The sequence below is a fragment of the Rhizobium sp. P1_B8 genome (assembly GCF_056406515.1).
In genome coordinates this window covers 1-17,776 of sequence record NZ_JBFTZZ010000024.1, presented here as the reverse complement: position 1 = coordinate 17,776, position 17,776 = coordinate 1, and the positions used below count along the sequence as shown (strand labels likewise).

At 61.4% G+C, this 17,776-nt stretch carries 17 protein-coding genes; 4 read left to right on the top strand and 13 right to left on the bottom strand.

Translation table 11 applies throughout. From position 1 onward, the window contains the following. Positions 1-22: 22 nt before the first annotated feature. From AC1D2N_RS25135 to AC1D2N_RS25090, 10 genes are all read right to left on the bottom strand, one after another. Entirely contained in the window at positions 23-772 is a 750-nt protein-coding gene (locus AC1D2N_RS25135; RefSeq protein ID WP_130653970.1) for an ABC transporter ATP-binding protein, read from the bottom strand. Then, a complete protein-coding gene (locus AC1D2N_RS25130) occupies positions 748-1,644 on the bottom strand; it encodes an ABC transporter permease (protein ID WP_047620511.1) in 897 nt (298 codons plus the stop codon). Before AC1D2N_RS25130 ends, AC1D2N_RS25135 begins: the two co-directional genes overlap by 25 nt. 33 nt (positions 1,645-1,677) lie before the next feature. Then, positions 1,678-2,703, bottom strand: coding sequence for an ABC transporter substrate-binding protein (locus tag AC1D2N_RS25125; RefSeq protein WP_130653971.1), 1,026 nt, complete (start codon positions 2,701-2,703; stop codon positions 1,678-1,680). A 287-nt stretch (positions 2,704-2,990) separates the two neighbouring features. Next, positions 2,991-3,329, bottom strand: coding sequence for a hypothetical protein (locus tag AC1D2N_RS25120; RefSeq protein ID WP_130653972.1), 339 nt, complete (start codon positions 3,327-3,329; stop codon positions 2,991-2,993). 95 nt (positions 3,330-3,424) lie between these two features. Further along, on the bottom strand, positions 3,425-4,522 hold the full coding sequence (locus AC1D2N_RS25115; RefSeq protein WP_018246844.1) for an ABC transporter substrate-binding protein: 1,098 nt from the start codon (positions 4,520-4,522) through the stop codon (positions 3,425-3,427). A gap of 51 nt (positions 4,523-4,573) precedes the next feature. Continuing rightward, on the bottom strand, positions 4,574-5,614 hold the full coding sequence (locus AC1D2N_RS25110) for an ABC transporter permease (RefSeq protein WP_018449098.1): 1,041 nt from the start codon (positions 5,612-5,614) through the stop codon (positions 4,574-4,576). A gap of 18 nt (positions 5,615-5,632) precedes the next feature. Further along, positions 5,633-7,129 carry a sugar ABC transporter ATP-binding protein gene (locus AC1D2N_RS25105; protein ID WP_130653973.1) on the bottom strand — a complete coding sequence of 499 codons (1,497 nt, stop codon included), beginning with the start codon at positions 7,127-7,129 and terminating at the stop codon, positions 5,633-5,635. A gap of 108 nt (positions 7,130-7,237) precedes the next feature. Then, positions 7,238-8,131, bottom strand: a complete 894-nt coding sequence (locus AC1D2N_RS25100) for an NAD(P)-dependent oxidoreductase (protein WP_130653974.1) — start codon at positions 8,129-8,131, stop codon at positions 7,238-7,240. Next, on the bottom strand, positions 8,121-8,678 hold the full coding sequence (locus tag AC1D2N_RS25095) for a gluconokinase (protein WP_130654229.1): 558 nt from the start codon (positions 8,676-8,678) through the stop codon (positions 8,121-8,123). The genes AC1D2N_RS25100 and AC1D2N_RS25095 overlap by 11 nt, the downstream gene beginning before the upstream one ends. A gap of 13 nt (positions 8,679-8,691) precedes the next feature. Beyond that, positions 8,692-9,456 carry an SDR family oxidoreductase gene (locus tag AC1D2N_RS25090; RefSeq protein WP_130653975.1) on the bottom strand — a complete coding sequence of 255 codons (765 nt, stop codon included), beginning with the start codon at positions 9,454-9,456 and terminating at the stop codon, positions 8,692-8,694. Positions 9,457-9,591: 135 nt separating this feature from the next. On the opposite strand from AC1D2N_RS25090, the gene AC1D2N_RS25085 reads away from it, so the two are divergent. After that, positions 9,592-10,533 carry a 2-hydroxyacid dehydrogenase gene (locus AC1D2N_RS25085; protein WP_130653976.1) on the top strand — a complete coding sequence of 314 codons (942 nt, stop codon included), beginning with the start codon at positions 9,592-9,594 and terminating at the stop codon, positions 10,531-10,533. Positions 10,534-10,543: 10 nt separating this feature from the next. Then, positions 10,544-11,575, top strand: a complete 1,032-nt coding sequence (locus AC1D2N_RS25080; RefSeq protein WP_130653977.1) for an L-idonate 5-dehydrogenase — start codon at positions 10,544-10,546, stop codon at positions 11,573-11,575. A 101-nt stretch (positions 11,576-11,676) separates the two neighbouring features. Here the strand turns inward: AC1D2N_RS25080 and AC1D2N_RS25075 are convergent, their stop codons facing one another. Then, positions 11,677-12,753 (bottom strand): LacI family DNA-binding transcriptional regulator, encoded by a 1,077-nt coding sequence (locus AC1D2N_RS25075; RefSeq protein WP_130653978.1) that lies wholly within the window; start codon positions 12,751-12,753, stop codon positions 11,677-11,679. A gap of 214 nt (positions 12,754-12,967) precedes the next feature. Between AC1D2N_RS25075 and AC1D2N_RS25070 the strand changes: the two genes are divergently transcribed. After that, on the top strand, positions 12,968-13,894 hold the full coding sequence (locus AC1D2N_RS25070) for an SMP-30/gluconolactonase/LRE family protein (protein ID WP_130653979.1): 927 nt from the start codon (positions 12,968-12,970) through the stop codon (positions 13,892-13,894). Between the two features lie 61 nt (positions 13,895-13,955). On the opposite strand, the gene AC1D2N_RS25065 is transcribed toward AC1D2N_RS25070, so the two are convergent. Together AC1D2N_RS25065 and AC1D2N_RS25060 are read right to left on the bottom strand one after the other, a co-directional pair. Then, positions 13,956-15,929 carry a vWA domain-containing protein gene (locus tag AC1D2N_RS25065; protein ID WP_477982223.1) on the bottom strand — a complete coding sequence of 658 codons (1,974 nt, stop codon included), beginning with the start codon at positions 15,927-15,929 and terminating at the stop codon, positions 13,956-13,958. Further along, positions 15,926-16,450, bottom strand: a complete 525-nt coding sequence (locus tag AC1D2N_RS25060) for an RNA polymerase sigma factor (RefSeq protein ID WP_130653981.1) — start codon at positions 16,448-16,450, stop codon at positions 15,926-15,928. The genes AC1D2N_RS25065 and AC1D2N_RS25060 overlap by 4 nt, the downstream gene beginning before the upstream one ends. A gap of 225 nt (positions 16,451-16,675) precedes the next feature. Between AC1D2N_RS25060 and AC1D2N_RS25055 the strand changes: the two genes are divergently transcribed. After that, a complete protein-coding gene (locus tag AC1D2N_RS25055; RefSeq protein ID WP_018246832.1) occupies positions 16,676-17,587 on the top strand; it encodes an alpha/beta hydrolase in 912 nt (303 codons plus the stop codon). Positions 17,588-17,776: the final 189 nt, after the last annotated feature.

The window sequence follows — 17,776 nt, the reverse complement described above, 5'->3', positions numbered from 1 at the left end:
TCAAACTGAACTGTTGCTGATGTCAGGCGGCCTTACGGCCCGGAAGCTCGACCCCGAGCCGGCTGAGGAGATGGATTCGGAATTGCGCAAAGCGCGGATCCCCGTGATCGCGTGGCGTCGGCAGATCGATCTTGAGGTCCTCGATAAGGCGGCCTTCGTCGAGAACCAGTATCCGGTCGGCCAGCGAAATCGCCTCGTCGACGTCGTGGGTGACGAGCAGCACGGCAGGACGGTGTCTTGCACACAACTCCCTGAGCAGATCGTGCATCTTCAGCCGGGTCAGCGCGTCGAGGGCGCCGAACGGCTCATCGGCGAGAAGCAGGGCCGGTTCGCGCACCAGCGAACGGGCAAGAGCGACCCTCTGCTGCTCGCCACCCGAAAGCTGGTTCGGCCACGCCGTTTCCCGACCCGCAAGTCCTACCTCCGCCAAAGCCTTCCGTCCCGCTTCCTGGCCGGAGGCGCCGGTCAAGCCGAGCGTGACGTTCTGGATGACGCTGCGCCACGGCAGCAGGCGGGCGTCCTGGAAAACCACCGAGAGGCTCTCCGGCGTCTCGAGGGTGCCGGTTCCCTCGACACCATGATCGAGACCGGCAAGAGCCCTGAGGAACGTGCTTTTGCCGGAGCCACTGCGGCCGAGCAGAGCAACGAACTCGCCTTCCTCGATGTCGAGATCGACGCCGTCGAGGATCGTCTTCGTCGCAAACCGGCGTACGAGGTCTCGCACGTGGACGGCTTTGATTGCGGACTTCAGTTTGCCAGGGTGCGGCGCCATGAGAGGACCCTCCGTTCAAGCAGGCGGACGAGACCGTCCGAGACGAGACCGAGCAGCACATAGACCACCAGACCGACGAGAATGACGTCGGTCTGCCCGTAATTGCGGGCAAGATCGATCATGTAACCGAGCCCGCTGGTGGCGTTGATCTGCTCGACGACGACAAGAGAAACCCAGCAGAGGGTGACGGCAAACCGCAGACCTAGAAGGAACCCCGGCAGGGCGCCGGGCAGCACCACCTGAAGGATGAAGTCCTTCTGGCTCATGCGCAGGGTCTCGGCCAGCTCAACGTAACGGCTGTCGATGCTGCGGAGCGCATTATGGGTGTGGATGTAAATCGGCACGATCACGGCAAGCGCGATGGTCGTAACCTTCATGCTCTCACCGATGCCGAACCACAGGATCAGCAAGGGGATCAGGGCCAGCGTCGGTATCGCCCGCTTGATCTGGACCGGCCCGTCGATCAGGGCTTCCCCGATCCGGGACAGGCCGGCGATAATCGCCAGGATCGTGCCGATCAGCAATCCGATGCTAAGGCCGAGCAGGGCGCGGGTCGCCGACGTCACGAAATTGTCCTGCAGGCGACCCTGCTCTATCAGCCTTACGAAAGCCTCGATGACAGTCCACGGCGCCGACAGGATGCGTGGGTCGATCCATCCCAATGCCGAACCGACGACCCAGGTCAGGACAAGCAATACCGGCCCGATCTGCAACCCGAAAGGGATCGCGGGTCCGGGACCCAGCCTGCGCCGGGCGCGGGGGCCAGCAGAGCTAGCCGGACCGGCCGGCTTTGTCGCGCGCGGGCCTCCATGAACTCTCCCGCTTGTTGTCAGGGATAGTTTCGCCTCATCTGCATCCCAAGTGGTTGCCATGTTTCAGATCTCCTCTCCGAAGGGTGTCGAACGTTACTGGCTCTTGGCCAAAGCCGCGGCACCGAGCTTTTCGAAGCGGTTGTCGAAAATCTGCTCTACATTGAAGGGTTTGTAGCCGAGCTCGTCCGCCAGCAGGTTGATGGTTTCCTGGTGGCGCTTCTTCACTTCGCTCCAATCGGCGGGAACGATCTGTTCGCCGGTCAGCTTGACGAGAAACTCCCCGTCCTCCTGGCTAAGGCCCTGCTGACCGACGTAATATTCCTTGATCCAGAGATCCGGGTTCCGGTTCACCCATTCGGTGGCGCGTGCCCACAGACCGACATATTCGGCGAGCGCGGCCGCCTTGGCGGGGTCGTCCAGAACCCATTGCGGCGCATAAAGATGGCTCGGATCGTCCCGCAGGCCGTGCTCCACGAGGGTCGCTCCGTCCGATCCGTATTGGGTGATATAGCGCCTGATATAGACGCCGCCGAGCGGTGCGATGTCGACTTGCTTGCTCGCCAATGCCTTCGGATAGACGTCGCTGGTGCTTGGCAGTTCCGCCAAGGTGACGTCGCCGCTCTTCAAGCCTGCGGCATGGAGGGCACGCAGAACGAGCGTGCCCTGAGCCTGCCCCGGGCTGAAGGCGATGCGTTTGCCGCGGAAATCCGCCAGCGTCTTGACGGCTACGCCCGGTGCGATGCCGAAGCGATAGATGGGATTGGCGATCGGGTCACGGCGTTCGCGATAGGCGATGTTGCGGACGGGCAGGTTGTTCCAGTTGGCGAAAATCGAGGGGATCTCGGCCACCGATCCGACATCGAGCGCATGGGCGCGGAAAGCTTCCGATGTCTGCGGCCCGCCGCTGATATTGGCCCATTTGACTTCAAAACTGAGCTCTTTGTCGAGGCCGGACACATCGAGAGCTTTCTGAGTGACCGGATCGCCGATCGTCAGCACCGTGCCTGGCGGCACTTTGGAAAGCAGGGGGACGTCTGTCTGGGCTGACGCCAGACCATGAATGGCACTGAGACCAAGCAGACTGAACAACGCAATTTTGAATGTCTTTGCCAATGTCATCGTCGATCTTCCCGTTTCGGATTGTTGTTTGCAGGAACGATGCACGGTAAGATGGCGGATAATCTACTAAATCGATAGACTATTTAGTTTAATAAAAGCGCCGCTGGTGGAAAATTGTCCCCAAAAGTCGAGCAACCGGAACGATCGCATCCGGCGCCTTCGCAGGATGATCGGCGTTAGCAGGCGTGAAAAAAGCGCCTGGGACCGTCGTCCGCGGGCGCTTTACGGGTCTTTGTTCAACCACCTTTCAGGCGCCCGAACCGTCGGAACGTCAGGCTCGCCTGATGTCAGGCAATATGTGGTGCGTATTCATTGGCCGAGAATACGTGGTGATGCACCTTGCCGGTGAAGAGTTGCAGGAGTTCGCCGGTGACTTCGCGGCTCTCGGACCGCACATCGGAGAGAAGTGCCGCCTTCACCGCATCCATATCGGGGTAGCGAATGGCCAAGGCCATGGCGTAGACCGGGGCGCCCTCGTCGCGCTCCATCCCATCCAGCACTCGTATTTCCTCGGCGCCCGGAAATTTCGTCCAGAGAGGGACGAGCCGCTGCCGCACGAATTCGCGGAATTCTTCTTCCCGCCCGGAATGGATTTCGCCTTCAAACAAAGCATAACGAATGATCATAGGTTCTCTTTTCCAAAACTCGCCGGAGCTGGATCGATGGTGGTGTGTTGTCGGAATATCAGGGCGTATCGGTCGATACGCCCTGATTGGGAGGGTTATTTGCCCCAGATTTTCTTGTATTGATCGCGATAGCCGTTGTCGGGATCGAAGCTGTTCTTCGGTCCACCGTCAAACTCGACGTTTTGGCTGGTCACCACATGGAGCGGCGACACATAGCCGGACCATGGAGCGCCTGCAAAGGCGCGGTTCAATTCGTCGACGAGCTGCCAGCCCTGGAGGTTGAGCGGCTCGGCGACCGTGACGGCCTGGAACTGCTTGGCGCGGATACGCTGATAGGCGCTTTCCGAACCGTCGCCGGCTGCGACGTTCACCGGCTTTCCGTCGCCTGCAATGCCGGCCGAGGCGAGCGAAGGTCCCATGAAGTCGTAATAGAGGTCGTTGATCGCCAGGGAATGCGTCCACTTCGCGCCATACTTCTGCAGAAGCGACGTGGTGAGCTGTGGCATGCGTTGAGAGGTTTCGGCAATCGGCGTGTCGACATATTCGAGCACCGTGCCGCCAAGATCCTCGATCTCCTTCTTCATGCGATCGGCCTTGGCGATCGCGATCGCATAGGTGGAGTCGGTGAAGATGATGACACCCGGCTTGCCGCCGGCATCGGCAAAAGCCCAGTCCGCCGCGGACTTCGACACTTCCATCGCATCGGTGGTCACATTTGCGAAGACACCGACCTCGGGAACCGGACCGACGGCCGAGGCGGCGTGCCAGGAAACCATTGGAATGCCGGCAGCCTTGGCTGCTTCCATCGCCGGCTTCTGTTCGACCGCGTCAAAGCCGTTGATGATGATGCCATCCGGCTTTAGCGCCATGGCCTGGCCGAACGCCGCGGTCCGTCCGCCGATTGAACCGGCGCCGTCAAGCGCCTTCACCGTCCAGCCGAGCGCGCCTGCCGCTTCCTGCACGCCATTGACCACGCCGAGGATGCCACCGTTTTTCATATCGCCCGCAAGTATGACGATGTTCTTTCCGGCAGCGCCCTTGGGGCCGCTCGTCGGGCCATCCCAGGCGCTCACCTTGGAAGCATACTTTTCGACCACAGCCTTGGCATCGGTCATGGAATCGGCGAATGCCGGCATGCTCAACATAACGGCGACGGTTGCGACCGTTGCCTGCAATAACGTTCTGCGCTTCATGTTCACTCCTCCATTTTGTTTGTTATGAAATGCCGGGATGAGCCGGCATCCTCATTTGGATGCGGGTGTGATCCTCCTCACAGCTCCGCGCTTGCGCTGGGCGTAACCTGCTATGCCGATGGCAATCAGCAGGGTCACACCGTTGAACAGCGGTTCGACGAAGAACGACCCGCCGAATTGCTGAATTCCTGATATTCCGACCGCCAGGATGATGACGCCGATCAAGGTGCCCCAGACGTTCACCCGTCCGGGCTTGATCGTCGTCGATCCGAGGAACGCGCCGACAAGCGCCGGCAGGAGATATTCGAGGCCGACGCTCGCCTGGCCGATCCGCAGCTTCGAGGCGAGAAGAACCCCGGTCAGGGCCGCAAGCAGACCCGAAGTGACGAAGGCGCCGATCACGAATTTACGGACCGGAATACCATTGAGGGCGGCCGCCTTGGGATTGGCGCCGATGGCGTAGAGGTAGCGGCCGATCGGCAGGTATTCGAGCACGATCCACATGCAGATCGCAATCAGCAGCACGTAGAAGCCGGTGATCGGCAGGCCGAACAGCATGGTGCCGTTCAGCGCATAGAATCCCTCCGGCAGGACGCCGACCACCTGCCGCCCGCCGGTGTGCCAGAGGGCAAGCGCGTAGAGAACCGTTCCGGTGCCGAGTGTTGCGATGAAACTGTCGATCTTTGCGACTTCGACCAGCAGCCCGTTGATGAAGCCGGTCAGGACGCCGAGGGCGAGGACGATGACAACCGCGACCGGCCAGGGCAGGCCGTAGGCCGTTTGCAGGCTGATGGCGAGGATGTGCCAGAGCACGATGCCATAGCCGACGGTCAGATCAATGCGACCGGATGCCATCGGGATCATCGCAGCCAGCGACAGAAGCGCAATGATTGCCTTGTCTGATACAATCGAGCGGACGTTCAACACGGTCGGGAACGTATCGGGCAGAAGGATCGAGAAGATCACGATCAGACCGACGGTCAGGATCACCAAACCGTAAACCGGGATCAGGCGCCCGATCTTCTGTCCGGTGGACAGACCGGCCATTTCGCTCTTGGTCGGCTCCAGAGCCGTGGATTCAATGGATTGCATGGCTGTTCTCCCGATGGCTCAAGCGGCTTCCGACGCGGAGGCGGCCGTGATGACCGCCTCCGTCGTCAGAGCGCTTCCAGTCAGTTCGCTGACGATTTTGCCGCGCGAGAAAACCAGCGCGCGGTGGCAGATATGGGCGATTTCCTCGAAGTCCGTCGACACCACGACAACCGCGAGACCGGCCTCGAGCGCCTGGGTGATCAGACGGTAGATCTCCGCGCGCGCTCCGATATCGACGCCGGCGGTCGGATCTTCTGCGACCAACAGCTTGCGGCCGGTCGCCAGCCAGCGGCCGACGACCACTTTCTGCTGATTGCCGCCCGACAGGGCCTCCACCGGCAGATCCGGATCGTTCGGCCGCAGGCCGACGGAATGGCCGATCTTATGGGCAAGATCGGCTTCGCCGCGCGGCGACAGGAAGGACAAAAGCCCACGTCCGACGGCTCCCGGATTGAGATAGGTATTTTCCCGAATGGAAAGCGAGAGCGCCACTGATTCCTCCGTCCGGTCACGAGCAATCAAGCCGATGCCCGACGCCATGGCCCGCCGCGGACTGGAAAGGTCGGGGGCCTCGTCATGCAGCAGAACCGAGCCGTTGAAGGGCTCGCAACCGAACAGGGCGCGGCCGATCCGTTCCTGACCGGCGCCGCGCAATCCAGCCAAGCCCAGAAGCTCGCCCTCGCGGATATCGAACGATATCGGGCCTGTGCCGGCGCAAACGAGATCGCGAACCTTGACGATTGCCTTGCCGGGCGTGATCTGGGTCTTGGAAAAGAGGCTGTCACCGCTGCGGCCGATGATCATCGTCACCAGCTCGTCGGGGGTCGTCGCGCTGACGGGCTTCTGTCCCACCATGCATCCGTCGCGCAGAACGGCGACCCGATCGGCAATCCGGAAAATCTCGTCCAGCCTGTGGGAGACGTAGATCATGCCGACGCCGCGATCCTTTAAGGGGCGGATCGCGTTGAACAGCCGATCGACTTCATCGGCGGGAAGGCTCGCCGTCGGCTCGTCGAGCACCAGCACGTCGGCTTCGACGGCAAGTGCACGGGCGATGGCGACAAGCGATTTTTCGGTGCGCGACAGCGCCGAGACCCGCGTGGTGGGATCGAAATCGCAGCCGACCAGTTTCAACGCTTCCTTGGCACGCGCCTGCGTCCTGTTCCAGTCGATCAGGCCGCGACGCATCGAGAAACCCTGCGACAGGCCCATGTTCTCGCCGACCGTCATCCACTCGATCAAACCGAGATCCTGGTGGATGAAGGCAACCGGCTGTCGCTCGTTCGGCTTCGGGGGGCGATGATGGTAGCTCTGACCGCGAAACAGGATGTCGCCGCTATCGGGCTTGTAGATGCCCGCAAGCGTCTTGATGAGTGTCGATTTGCCGGCGCCGTTTTCCCCCAGCAGCGCGAGGATTTCGCCCTCGCGCAGATCGATCGAGACGTCCCGCAGCGCTTGCGTGCCGCCGAAGCTCTTGGTGATCGACTGGAACTCCAGCAGTCTCTTGGCTTCCACTGAGGCTCCTCCCAAAGCTGCGGTTGTCATTGATCGTATGTTATCGATAACATTTATGGATGGTCAAGCGGAAAGATGACGATCTCGAATTTCTCAGCGAGATTGACGTCAGCCGGCCTGAAATCCGTCGAGAAGACGCATCATCTCGGCGGAGTCCTTCGGCCCGAGGCCGGCAGCGCAGAGCAGGCGGTGAATTTCGACCACGGAGCCGGTCATCGGCAATGGCGTCTTGGTCTTCAGCGCGAAGGCCTGAAGTGAATCCAGGTCCTTCAACATGTTGTCGATTCTGCCTGTCGGCGAGAAATCCCGGGCGGCGAATTTCGCCATGAATTCCTGCATTATCCGGCTGTCCGCCCTGCCGCCCGCAAGGGCTGCCGGAATGGCGGCCGGATCGACGCCGCCAGCTTCGGCGAGCTTGACCGCCTCGGCGACGGCCTGAAACAGCACGGCGCAAAACAGCTGATTGATCAGCTTGGTGGTCTGCCCGGCGCCGGATACACCCATCAGCGTGTAATTGGCGGCAAGATGCCGCATCACCACGCGCGCCCGTTCGAAATCCTCAGGGCTGCCGCCGGCCATAATCGTCAGGCGTCCGCTCAGCGCACCTGGCACGCCGCCGGAGAGCGGGCAATCCACCCATGCCATGCCCGTTTCCTGACGCAGCCGCATCGCCATCTCAACCGTCTCGGCGGGGTCGATCGACGACATGTCGATCAGCAGCTTGTCGGCATTTGCAGCCGCCGCAACACCCTTTTCGCCGAAGACGACAGCGCGAACAATATTTGCGTGATTGAGGCTCAGCACACAAAACGCCGACCGTGAGACCGCCTCCTCCACGGAGCCGGCCGCGCGTGCGCCCTTGGCCGCCAAAACCGCGACTTTTTCGGTATCCAGGTCGAAGACGGAGACCTTATGCCCGGTTTCGATCAATCGGGTGATGATCGCGGTTCCCATGATGCCGGCACCGATGACGGCGACATCTGCTCTGTAGTCATCCTGCATGATAATCTCCTCCCTTGACGGCCATGCCGCTCAGTCCCTTGCAAGCCAGCGCCACAATATCATCCAACGCATTATCGATCGCCACCGTCACAACACCAGCTTCACCGGTCGGCGGCTCCAGCGTCTGCAGCTGGCTGTCGAGCAGCGACGCCGGCATGAAATGGCCCCGGCGAGCCTGCATCCGCGACAGCAACAGGTCGCGGGATCCTTCGAGGAAAACAAAGGCCAGACGCCCACCCGCCGACTGCCTCAACCTGTCCCGATAGCTTCTCTTCAGCGCCGAACAGGAAATCACCAATCCTTGCGACGTTTCTTGCGCGGTCCTTAGTTCCTCGCCGATCCGGTCGAGCCAGGGTAGGCGGTCGTCGTCAGTAAGCGGTATGCCCTGCGCCATCTTCTCGACATTTCCAGCGGGGTGGAGTTGGTCGCCTTCCACAAACACCATGCCGTTTTGAGCAGCGACGCGTTCTCCGACCGAGGATTTGCCGCAGCCGCTGACGCCCATGACGACGACAGCCAGAGGCGGTGCCTTCTTCTCGAAATCCATCATCTCGTCTCTATCAGAGGCAGGTCGTAATGCCGCCGTCGACATACAGCGTATGCCCGTTGATGAAAGACGAACCGCGGCCTGACAGGAAAACAGCGGCACCCACCAGTTCCTCAACATTGCCCCAGCGTCCGGCCGGCGTCCGCTTCTCGAGCCAGGACGAGAACTCCGGATTGTCGACGAGTGCCTGGTTGAGCGGCGTCTTGAAATAGCCCGGCGCAATCGCGTTGATCTGCAGACCGTACTTGGCCCAGTCGGCGCACATGCCGCGGGTCAGATTGCGCACCGCGCCCTTGGTCGCGGTGTAGGGAGCAATGCCGGGGCGCGCCAGTTCGCTTTGAACGGAGGCGATGTTGATGATCTTGCCCTGGCCGCGGGCGATCATGGGTTTGGCCACTGCCTGGCCGACGTAGAACACGCTCGAAATATTGGTGGTCAGCAGCAGCTCCCATTTGTCCGCCGGAAAATCTTCCAGCGGCGTGCGAAACTGCATGCCGGCATTGTTGATCAGGATGTCGAGCGGCCCGATATCGGCTTCGATCGCGTCTATGCCTTCTTTGGCAGCATCCTTGCTGGTCACGTCGAAGATCGCCGCATGGGCAGACAGGCCCTGATCCTTGAGGCTCTCGACCGCGCGTTTGACGCTTTCGGGTGTGCGGCCGTTGATGATCACCTCGGCGCCATGCTGCGCCAGGCCTTCGGCCAGGGCATAGCCGATCCCCTGGCTGGAGCCGGTGATCAGGGCACGGCGTCCGGTAAGATCAAACAAGTTCTTCATGTAAATCACTCCTCCAGTCTCCCCGCAGGCGACGGCTTCAACTGCCGCTGACGGCGAAACTCACTTGACATCCCTTTTCCGAATTATATGTTATCGATAACATAATCAACTGTCAAAATGCGGGATGGAAACGGAATGCCTGAGGTAGAAATCTTGATGGCTGGAGCTTATCCGGAATGGGACATGGTGGATCTGGAGGCGAACTACCGCGTCCATCGCCTGTGGGAAGCGGCAGACCGGGACGAGCTGATTTCCAGGGTCGGCAAGGATATTCGCGCCATAGCGACCCGAGGCGAACTCGGAGCGTCTGCAGAACTGATGGCGCAATTGCCGAAACTGGAAATCGTCTCCTGTTACGGCGTCGGCACCGACGCAATCGACTTGTCCTATGCCCGCGCCAACGGCATTCGCGTCACGAATACCCCTGATGTGCTGACCGAAGATGTCGCCGATATCGCCATCGGACTGCTGCTTGCCACGGCGAGGCAGGTCCCGCAGGCCGATGTTTTGGTCCGCTCCGGCCAGTGGGGCAGTGTCGCCATGCCGCTGGTGACGCGCGTCTCGGGCAAGAAAGTGGGGATCGCCGGCATGGGGCGGATCGGCAAGGCGATCGCCAAGAGGGCTGCCGCTTTCGGCTGCGACATCTCCTATTTCGCCCGCCATGACCACACGGATGTAGCTTACGCCTATGAACCCGACCTGATCGCGCTTGCGGATTGGGCCGACTTTCTGATCGTCATCGTCCCCGGTGGGGAGGCGACCATGAAAATCATCAATGCTGAGGTGCTTAAAGCGCTCGGTCCGAACGGCATCTTGATCAATGTTTCGCGCGGGACGACCGTCGACGAAGAGGCGCTGATCGCGGCCCTTCAAGACCGCACCATCCAGGCTGCTGGCCTTGATGTCTTCCTGAACGAACCCAGGATCGATGCCCGTTTCCTGACCCTCCAAAACGTCGTGTTGCAGCCCCATCACGGCTCTGGCACTGTCGAGACCCGCAAGGCCATGGGCCAACTGGTCAGAGACAATCTCGCTGCGCATTTTGCAGGCAGCCCGCTTCCAACTCCCGTCGTGTGAGGATCCCGATATGAAAGCCATCGTCATTCATGCCGCCAAGGATCTGAGGATCGAAGAGCGCGAGCCGGAGGTTGCGGGCGCCGGGCAGGTGGAGATTGCCATCGAAGCCGGCGGCATCTGCGGTTCCGACCTGCATTATTACAATCACGGCGGTTTCGGCACCGTTCGCCTGCGCGAACCGATGATCCTCGGCCATGAGATCGCCGGCACGGTCAAGGCGCTGGGCTCCGGCGTCACCGATCTTGCCGTGGGAGACCGTGTCGCGGTTTCCCCGAGCCGGCCGTGCAACCATTGCCAATATTGCCTGAAGGGGCAGCAAAACCACTGCCTCAACATGCGGTTTTACGGCAGTGCCATGCCGATGCCGCATATTCAGGGTGGCTTTCGCCAGCGGCTGGTGGCGGAGCGCTGGCAATGCCACAAGGTCGCCGATGGCATCTCCATTCACGAGGCCGCCTTTGCCGAACCCTTTGCGGTGACGTTGCATGCGGCAAACCGCGCCGGATCGCTGCTCGGCAAACGGGTCCTTGTTACGGGTTGCGGCCCGATCGGGATGTTGGCGATCGTCGCGGCGCGCGTTCTCGGCGCCCGCGAGATCGTTGCGACCGACGTGACCGACAGCGTTCTGGCAATTGCCCGCACCAGCGGCGCGGATCGAACGATCAATGTTGCCACGCATGCTTCCGACCTTGCGGCTTACAGCGCTGACAAGGGATACTTCGATGTCATGTTCGAGGCGTCAGGCAATGAGCGGGCGGTGCGTGCGGGCCTGGAGACGCTTAAGCCCCGCGCCATTCTCGTGCAGCTCGGCCTTGGCGGCGATGTTTCCATTCCACAGAACATGATCGTGGCGAAGGAAATCGAGATGCGCGGCACATTCCGTTTTCACGAGGAATTTGCGCTCGCCGTCGAGCTGATCAACGCGCGCCGCGTCGATCTAAATCCACTGCTCACAGGTGTTTTCGGGATCGAAGAGGCCGTCGCCGCCTTCGAACTGGCGGGCGACCGCAGCAAATCCATGAAAGTCCAGATCGCCTTTTGACCGGCTGCATAACTCCTTAGATCGGAATCGATGTAGGGATAAAATTGCCTTCAAAGTGTTACGGCGCCGCGCATGTGAAAAGACGCGCGGCGCTGCAGTACTTAAGCGGACGGCGCGCCGTTACGATCCGTGCTTTCGCGCAAGACAACCTTGTAGCCGGTCAATGTGATCTCATCGCCGGTCGAGTTGCCGGTATGGAGGGCATCCAGCAGGCGGGCGGCCGCCTGACGGCCGATGCCATAACAATCGACATTGATGGTGGTGATGCGCGGATGGCAGATGGACGAGATCTCGTAATCGCCGAAACCGGCAATGGCGATGTCCCGCGGAACCTTCATTCCCCGGCGCGTGCATTCCATGATGGCGCCGAAGGCGGAAAGGTCGGAGACGCAGAGAACCACTTCTGTATCAGGCCAGCGCTCCAGCAGGCTGACGATTGCCTGGCCGCCTTGTTCCATGGTGATAGGCGGGACGCCGAAGGAAATCATCCGTCCCGGCCCCAGGCCGAGTTCTTCGACAGTTTTCTGGAAACCGCTTCGCCGCTGGCTGCCGCGCGTATCGCGCGCCGTCGTTCCGCCGATATAGCCGAACTTCCGATATCCCTGGCCGGCCAGCGTCCGCACCAGCAAGGCCATCGCCTCGCTGTTGGAAAAGCCGACGACCTGATTGATCGGATTTTCCGGAAGTTCCCAGGTCTCGACAACGGGAATGCCGGCTTTTGCGAGCATGCGCCGCGCGCGTGCCGTGTGCGAACCACCGGTCAGGATGATGCCTTCAGGGCGGCGGCGCAGCATCGCCTCGATCAGCTCTTCCTCTTTCTCCGCCGAATAGTCGGTATAGCCGAGAAGGAGTTGAAGGCCGGTATTCTGCAGCGCATCGGTAATGCCGCGTGCGGTGTCGGAAAAATTCGAATTGTTGATGGAAGGCACCAGGGCGGCGATGAAACCGCTCCGCCGCGACGAAAGACTGCCGGCCGACAGATCGAGCACATAGCCGAGCGCGTCGACGGCTTCCATGATGCGCTTGCGGGTCTCCTCGGAAACGCTCGCATCCTGGCGAAAGGCACGCGAGACGGTCATGGCGGAGACGCCGACATATTTGGCGACCTCCGCCATCGTCAGCTTTTGAGCGTCTCCCGGCTTGAGACGCTTGTCTTTCGGCTCATCCTCGTTTTTCACTGGTCTCCGCTTTCACAAAGCTTCCGAGTTGGGCAATTCAAGACACGATAAAGTTATCGCTATCATCGCACAATCAATATTATTGCAGGAATGCACCGTTCCAAAGTCTGAAAACCAAGTTTTTTCGCAGCGGTCGGCAGATCGATGTCTATACGAACCCCTCAAAACGCGACAAGATGATATCGATAACAATTAGAGGAAACGGAGGAGCATCATGTTCGGGCAAATTGACGGTACGGGTTTTGAGGTTCTCGACCCGCGCTTTGAAAGCTGCTTCGTCGGTCACGTTCGCGTCGAGCGGCTTTGGACGGGTGGCCGCTGGCTGGAGGGGCCGGCCTGGTTTGCCGCCGGGCGCTATCTGGTTTTCTCGGACATCCCCAACAACCGGATGATGCGCTACGACGATACCAGCGGGCACACATCGGTATTCCGCTCGCCCAGCAACAACGCGAATGGCAACACTGTCGACAATCAGGGACGGCTCATCACCTGCGAGCATCTGACGCGCCGTGTCACGCGAACCGAATTCGACGGCAGGATCACCGTTCTGGCCGATCGAATTGCAGGCAAGCGGCTCAATTCTCCAAATGACGTCGCCGTCAGGTCCGATGGGACCGTCTGGTTCACCGATCCGAGCTACGGCATCCTCCACGACTATGAGGGCGACTACGGCGAGGAGGAAATCGGCGGATGCCACGTCTACCAGCATGATCCGGCAACGGGCACGACCGATCAGGTGACGTCCGATTTCGTCAAGCCGAACGGGCTGGCTTTTTCCCCGGATGAGACGGTGCTCTATGTTGCAGACACCGGCGCAACGCATCTGCCCGGCGGTCCGCGCCACATCAGAAAGCTCGCAGTCTCGAATGAGGGCAGGCTGACCGATCTCGGCGTTTTCGCAGAATGCACCTCAGGTCTGTTCGATGGTTTTCGCGTCGACCGCAAAGGCAGGATATGGACGAGCGCCGGCGATGGTGTCCACGCCTATGATCCGGATGGAACGCTGCTCGGCAAGATCCATATTCCCGAGGGCGTCTCCAACGTCACTTTCGGCGGAGAGAGATCGAACCGTCTCTTCATCACCGCGAGCACCTCTCTTTACGCTGTTTATCTGACTGCCAACGGATCGAGACTCGGATAACGCCGAAAAGAGGCCGCCTTCCGGGACGGCCTCTCGTTTGCCGCGGTTTTTACGTCTTGCCTCACCGTTGGCCGAGGCCGTCCGCCAAACGAACGAGGCTGAGGAAATCCGACCTGTAGCCGAAAGTGTCCGTTCCCCGCGATGCCGCGGCGAGATCGGCGATCGCCTGGTAAGAATAGGAATCGACGGCGGCGATCCGGCTCAGTTTCTGACCGAAGGCGGCGACGGCCACCGAGAACCGGACATCCTGCGGCGCGGCATCGACGGCGGCGACGGCGTTGCCGTCGTTGACGGGCGTGGTGATGAGGGCGCTCTTGTCCTCGCCCGGCCGCTTGTAACGCATCTTGACGAAGGCAAGCTCGCCTTGATGCGCGGTATCGGCGTTCGCGGCCGGCGCCCTATCGGCGGCGCCATAACGCAGGTCGTCATTCATGACCGCGGGACTTCCCTTCGGCGTAATCTCGTAAATCGCCGTGACGCTGTGGCCGGAGCCGATATCGCCGGCATCGACACGGTCATTGTTAAAGTCCTCGCGCTTCAGCGCCCGCGTCTCGTAGCCGATCAAGCGGTACTCGGCGATCCGTTCCGGGTTGAACTCAACCTGGAACTTGACGTCGCTGGCGATCGGAAACAGCGTCGATCCGGCTTCTTCGACTAGCGTCTTTTGCGCCTCCGCCAGGGTGTCGATATAGGCAGCACTGCCGTTGCCGTTCTGCGCCAGCGTCTGCATCAGGGCATCGTTGAGATTGCCCCGCCCAAAACCGAGAACAGTGAGGAAGATGCCGTCCCTGCGTCTCTCCTCGATGATCCGCTTCAAATCCTCGTCGCTCGACGGGCCGACATTGAAGTCGCCGTCCGTCGCCAGCATCACGCGGTTGACGCCGTCCTTGACGAAGCCCTGTTTGGCAAGATCGTAGGCCGCCTCGATGCCTTCGGCGCCGCCGGTCGAGCCGCCGGGCTCCAGCTTGTCGATCGCCGACAGGATCTTCGATTTCTCCGCCACGCGTGTCGGCGTCAGCACGGTGCCGGCATTGCCTGCATAGGTGACGATCGAGACGGTATCGTCGGCCTTCAGCCTGTTGACGAGGAGCCGGAAGGCGCTCTTGAGCAGCGGCAGCTTGTCTGGCTCGTCCATCGAACCCGACACGTCGATCAGGAAGACCAGATTGGCATGCGGCGTGGTCGCCGGCGCGATGTCATAGCCCTTGATCGCCACATGCATCAATTCCGTGTCGTGGTTCCACGGGGACCGGCGGACGAAGGCATAGGACGCGCTGTCGACATCGGCGGAAAAGGTCGAGACCGGATCCGTCGCGACGCTCTTGATCGGATTTGCCGCGGCATTGGCAAACCGCTCGCGATTGGGATCGAGCTGAATCTGGACACGCCCCTCCGCAGGCGGAGCAGGCGAGGGGGCGATGACGGCCATCGGTTCGGCCAATTGCTGCTGGGGGGCGATGCCGGGAGCGGCCGGCGCAGAGCGTTTGGCGGCCCCAAGTGCCGTGGCGGAACCCTCCGATTTGTTCGTGAGGGCGGCGATGTTGTTGGCGTCGAATTCGGATATCCGCGCCGCGCCGGGTTTCGCGACGGCCGGTGTCTCCTTGTCCTGCAGCGCTTGCGCGTCAACGACAGATTGCTCAGCCAGGGTACCGTTTTCGGCCGGTGCTTGCGGCGCGACCGCGACCGGTTGTTTCGACGCCTCACCTCGCGAAAGGTTGCCGGCGATCTCAGTCTGGTCGACGATCGGCAATCCGTTGCGGGTCAGCTCGATCGCGAGATAACCGGCGGCCGGAATGACGAGCAGCGTCGCAAGGGCTGAACCGGCGAGGAATTTCTTGTTCATGGCAGGGCTCCATATCCAGTTGATGATGGAGCTTTGACGCCAGCCTTTCGCATTTCCTTGGGGCGCCAGCGCATTATTTCCGGCGGTGTCGAAGGCCTGCATCGCAGCAGTAAGCGCGCGCGCGCGCGCCTCCGGCGTCGCTGCCGGCGGTGTGGAGTGGGAGAGCTTTTCGAGTTCCTTGTCCACGGTCATACCTCTTCCTTCCCAAGCACGGCCTTCAGCCTCTTGCGCGCCTCATGGACCTGCCAGGACACGGTCGCCTCCGAGCAGCCCATGATATCGGCAGCAGCCGAATGGCTGAGACCTTCGCCGTAAACGAGCAGCACGGCGTCGCATTGCCTCTCCGGCAAGGCGCGCACGGCCGCCCACAATTCGCTCGATATCTCGTCGTCATTTTCGCCCGGCGCATCCTGCGGTGGTTCGGCTGCGTAAGCGCGGAATGTCTGCGCCTCTCGTGCAAGCTTGCGTCTATGGTCGCGGGCGGCGTTGAGCGTCAGAGTGTAGAGCCATGTCCTGAAGCGGCTGGCGCCGCGAAAGCTGCGGATGGCCGCGCCGAGCTTGACGCAGACTTCCTGGGCAATGTCGTCGGCGTGCGTGGAACTGCCCGACCAACGCCACGCCGTCGCATGGACGAAATCATAATGGCGCGAGACCAGTTGCCCGAAGGCCTCCCGGTCGCCGCCCTGCGCTCGTTCTATGAGCTCCGCGTCCAATTCCGCACCTACCCCATGCTGCCAAGCAAGATGCTATTTCCAGATTGAGACGTTTCTCGGATGGCTTTCCTTGGGTCGATGGCCAAAAAATTATCGGGAATTTTGAGTTGGCGCGACATTCACGGGTCGCGACCAGACAGGTTGTTCACGCCACGTAGGCGCATGATGAGGACAGAGTCGGCCAGGGACATGACCTGTCACGTCCCAAATCGCGAAAGGACCTCCATGTCCGCTCAACCACCTGCCCCCACCGAAAAGGGCATCCTGCAGTTTCTCGCGATTTGCGATGCCTTCTATCCGCCAGACGCCGTTCAAGCATCGATCGAACAGCAGCGACATTGGTACGACGCTCTCTGCGCACGCTTCGATCGCCCGCTGCCCCCGGAGATGATCTTTGCGGACGGCATGCTCCAGCGCATACCGATCCGGCGTTACCGTCCGCGGAAAATCAGCACGCGCACCATTCTGCTCTATCTTCATGGCGGTGGCTTCGTTGTCGGTTCGCTCGAGAGCCATCATGCCATCTGCGCCGAGATTGCTGATTTTGCCGGCGCAGAACTTGTTTCGGTCGATTACCGGCTAGCCCCAGAATATCGCTGGCCGGCACAGACGGATGACGGCTTTACCGTGTTGAAACATCTGCTTTCCGCCAACAGCAAGGTCGTGCTGATCGGCGACAGCGCTGGGGCCAATCTTGCGGCGGGCCTTGCGTTGCGCGCGCGCGACGCGGGCCTGTCAGGCGTCGTCGGCCAAGTCCTGATCTATCCGGCGCTCGGCGGTGACCTTACTGCAGGCTCCTATGTCGAAATGGCCGCGGCCCCCGGATTGACGACAGCGGATGTCGCCTATTATCGCGAGATCTTGCGGGCGCCAGCAGGCAACGAGATTGCCGAACCACTGCAGGCAGCTTCGCTTGCCGGGCTGCCGCCGGCCTTCATCACGGTCGCGCATTTCGATCCGCTCCGGGACGACGGCCGGCACTATGCCGCCCGGCTCACCGCGGAGGGCGTCGAAGTCTGGTTCCGGGAGGAGCCGCAGATGGTGCACGCGTGGCTGCGCGCCCGCCACATGAGCGATGGCGCGCGGGACGGCTTCCGTGCCGTGTGCGAGGCCATAAGGCGTTTGGCAGTGGCCTAGAGCCTTTCCGGGTTAGATTGAAGCATTCTGCCGGAGCAGGTTTTCGTCAGGGCAGAGGCGATTGGCGACGGGCATACCTCCCGGTACGTCCGAGCCGATCGCCTTTGATCCTGGCGGAAAGATGCCCGGCCCTTCGGGTTGGCTGAAACGGGCCAGCTGATCGACCGGCCGGCTTGGCCGTAGAACTGG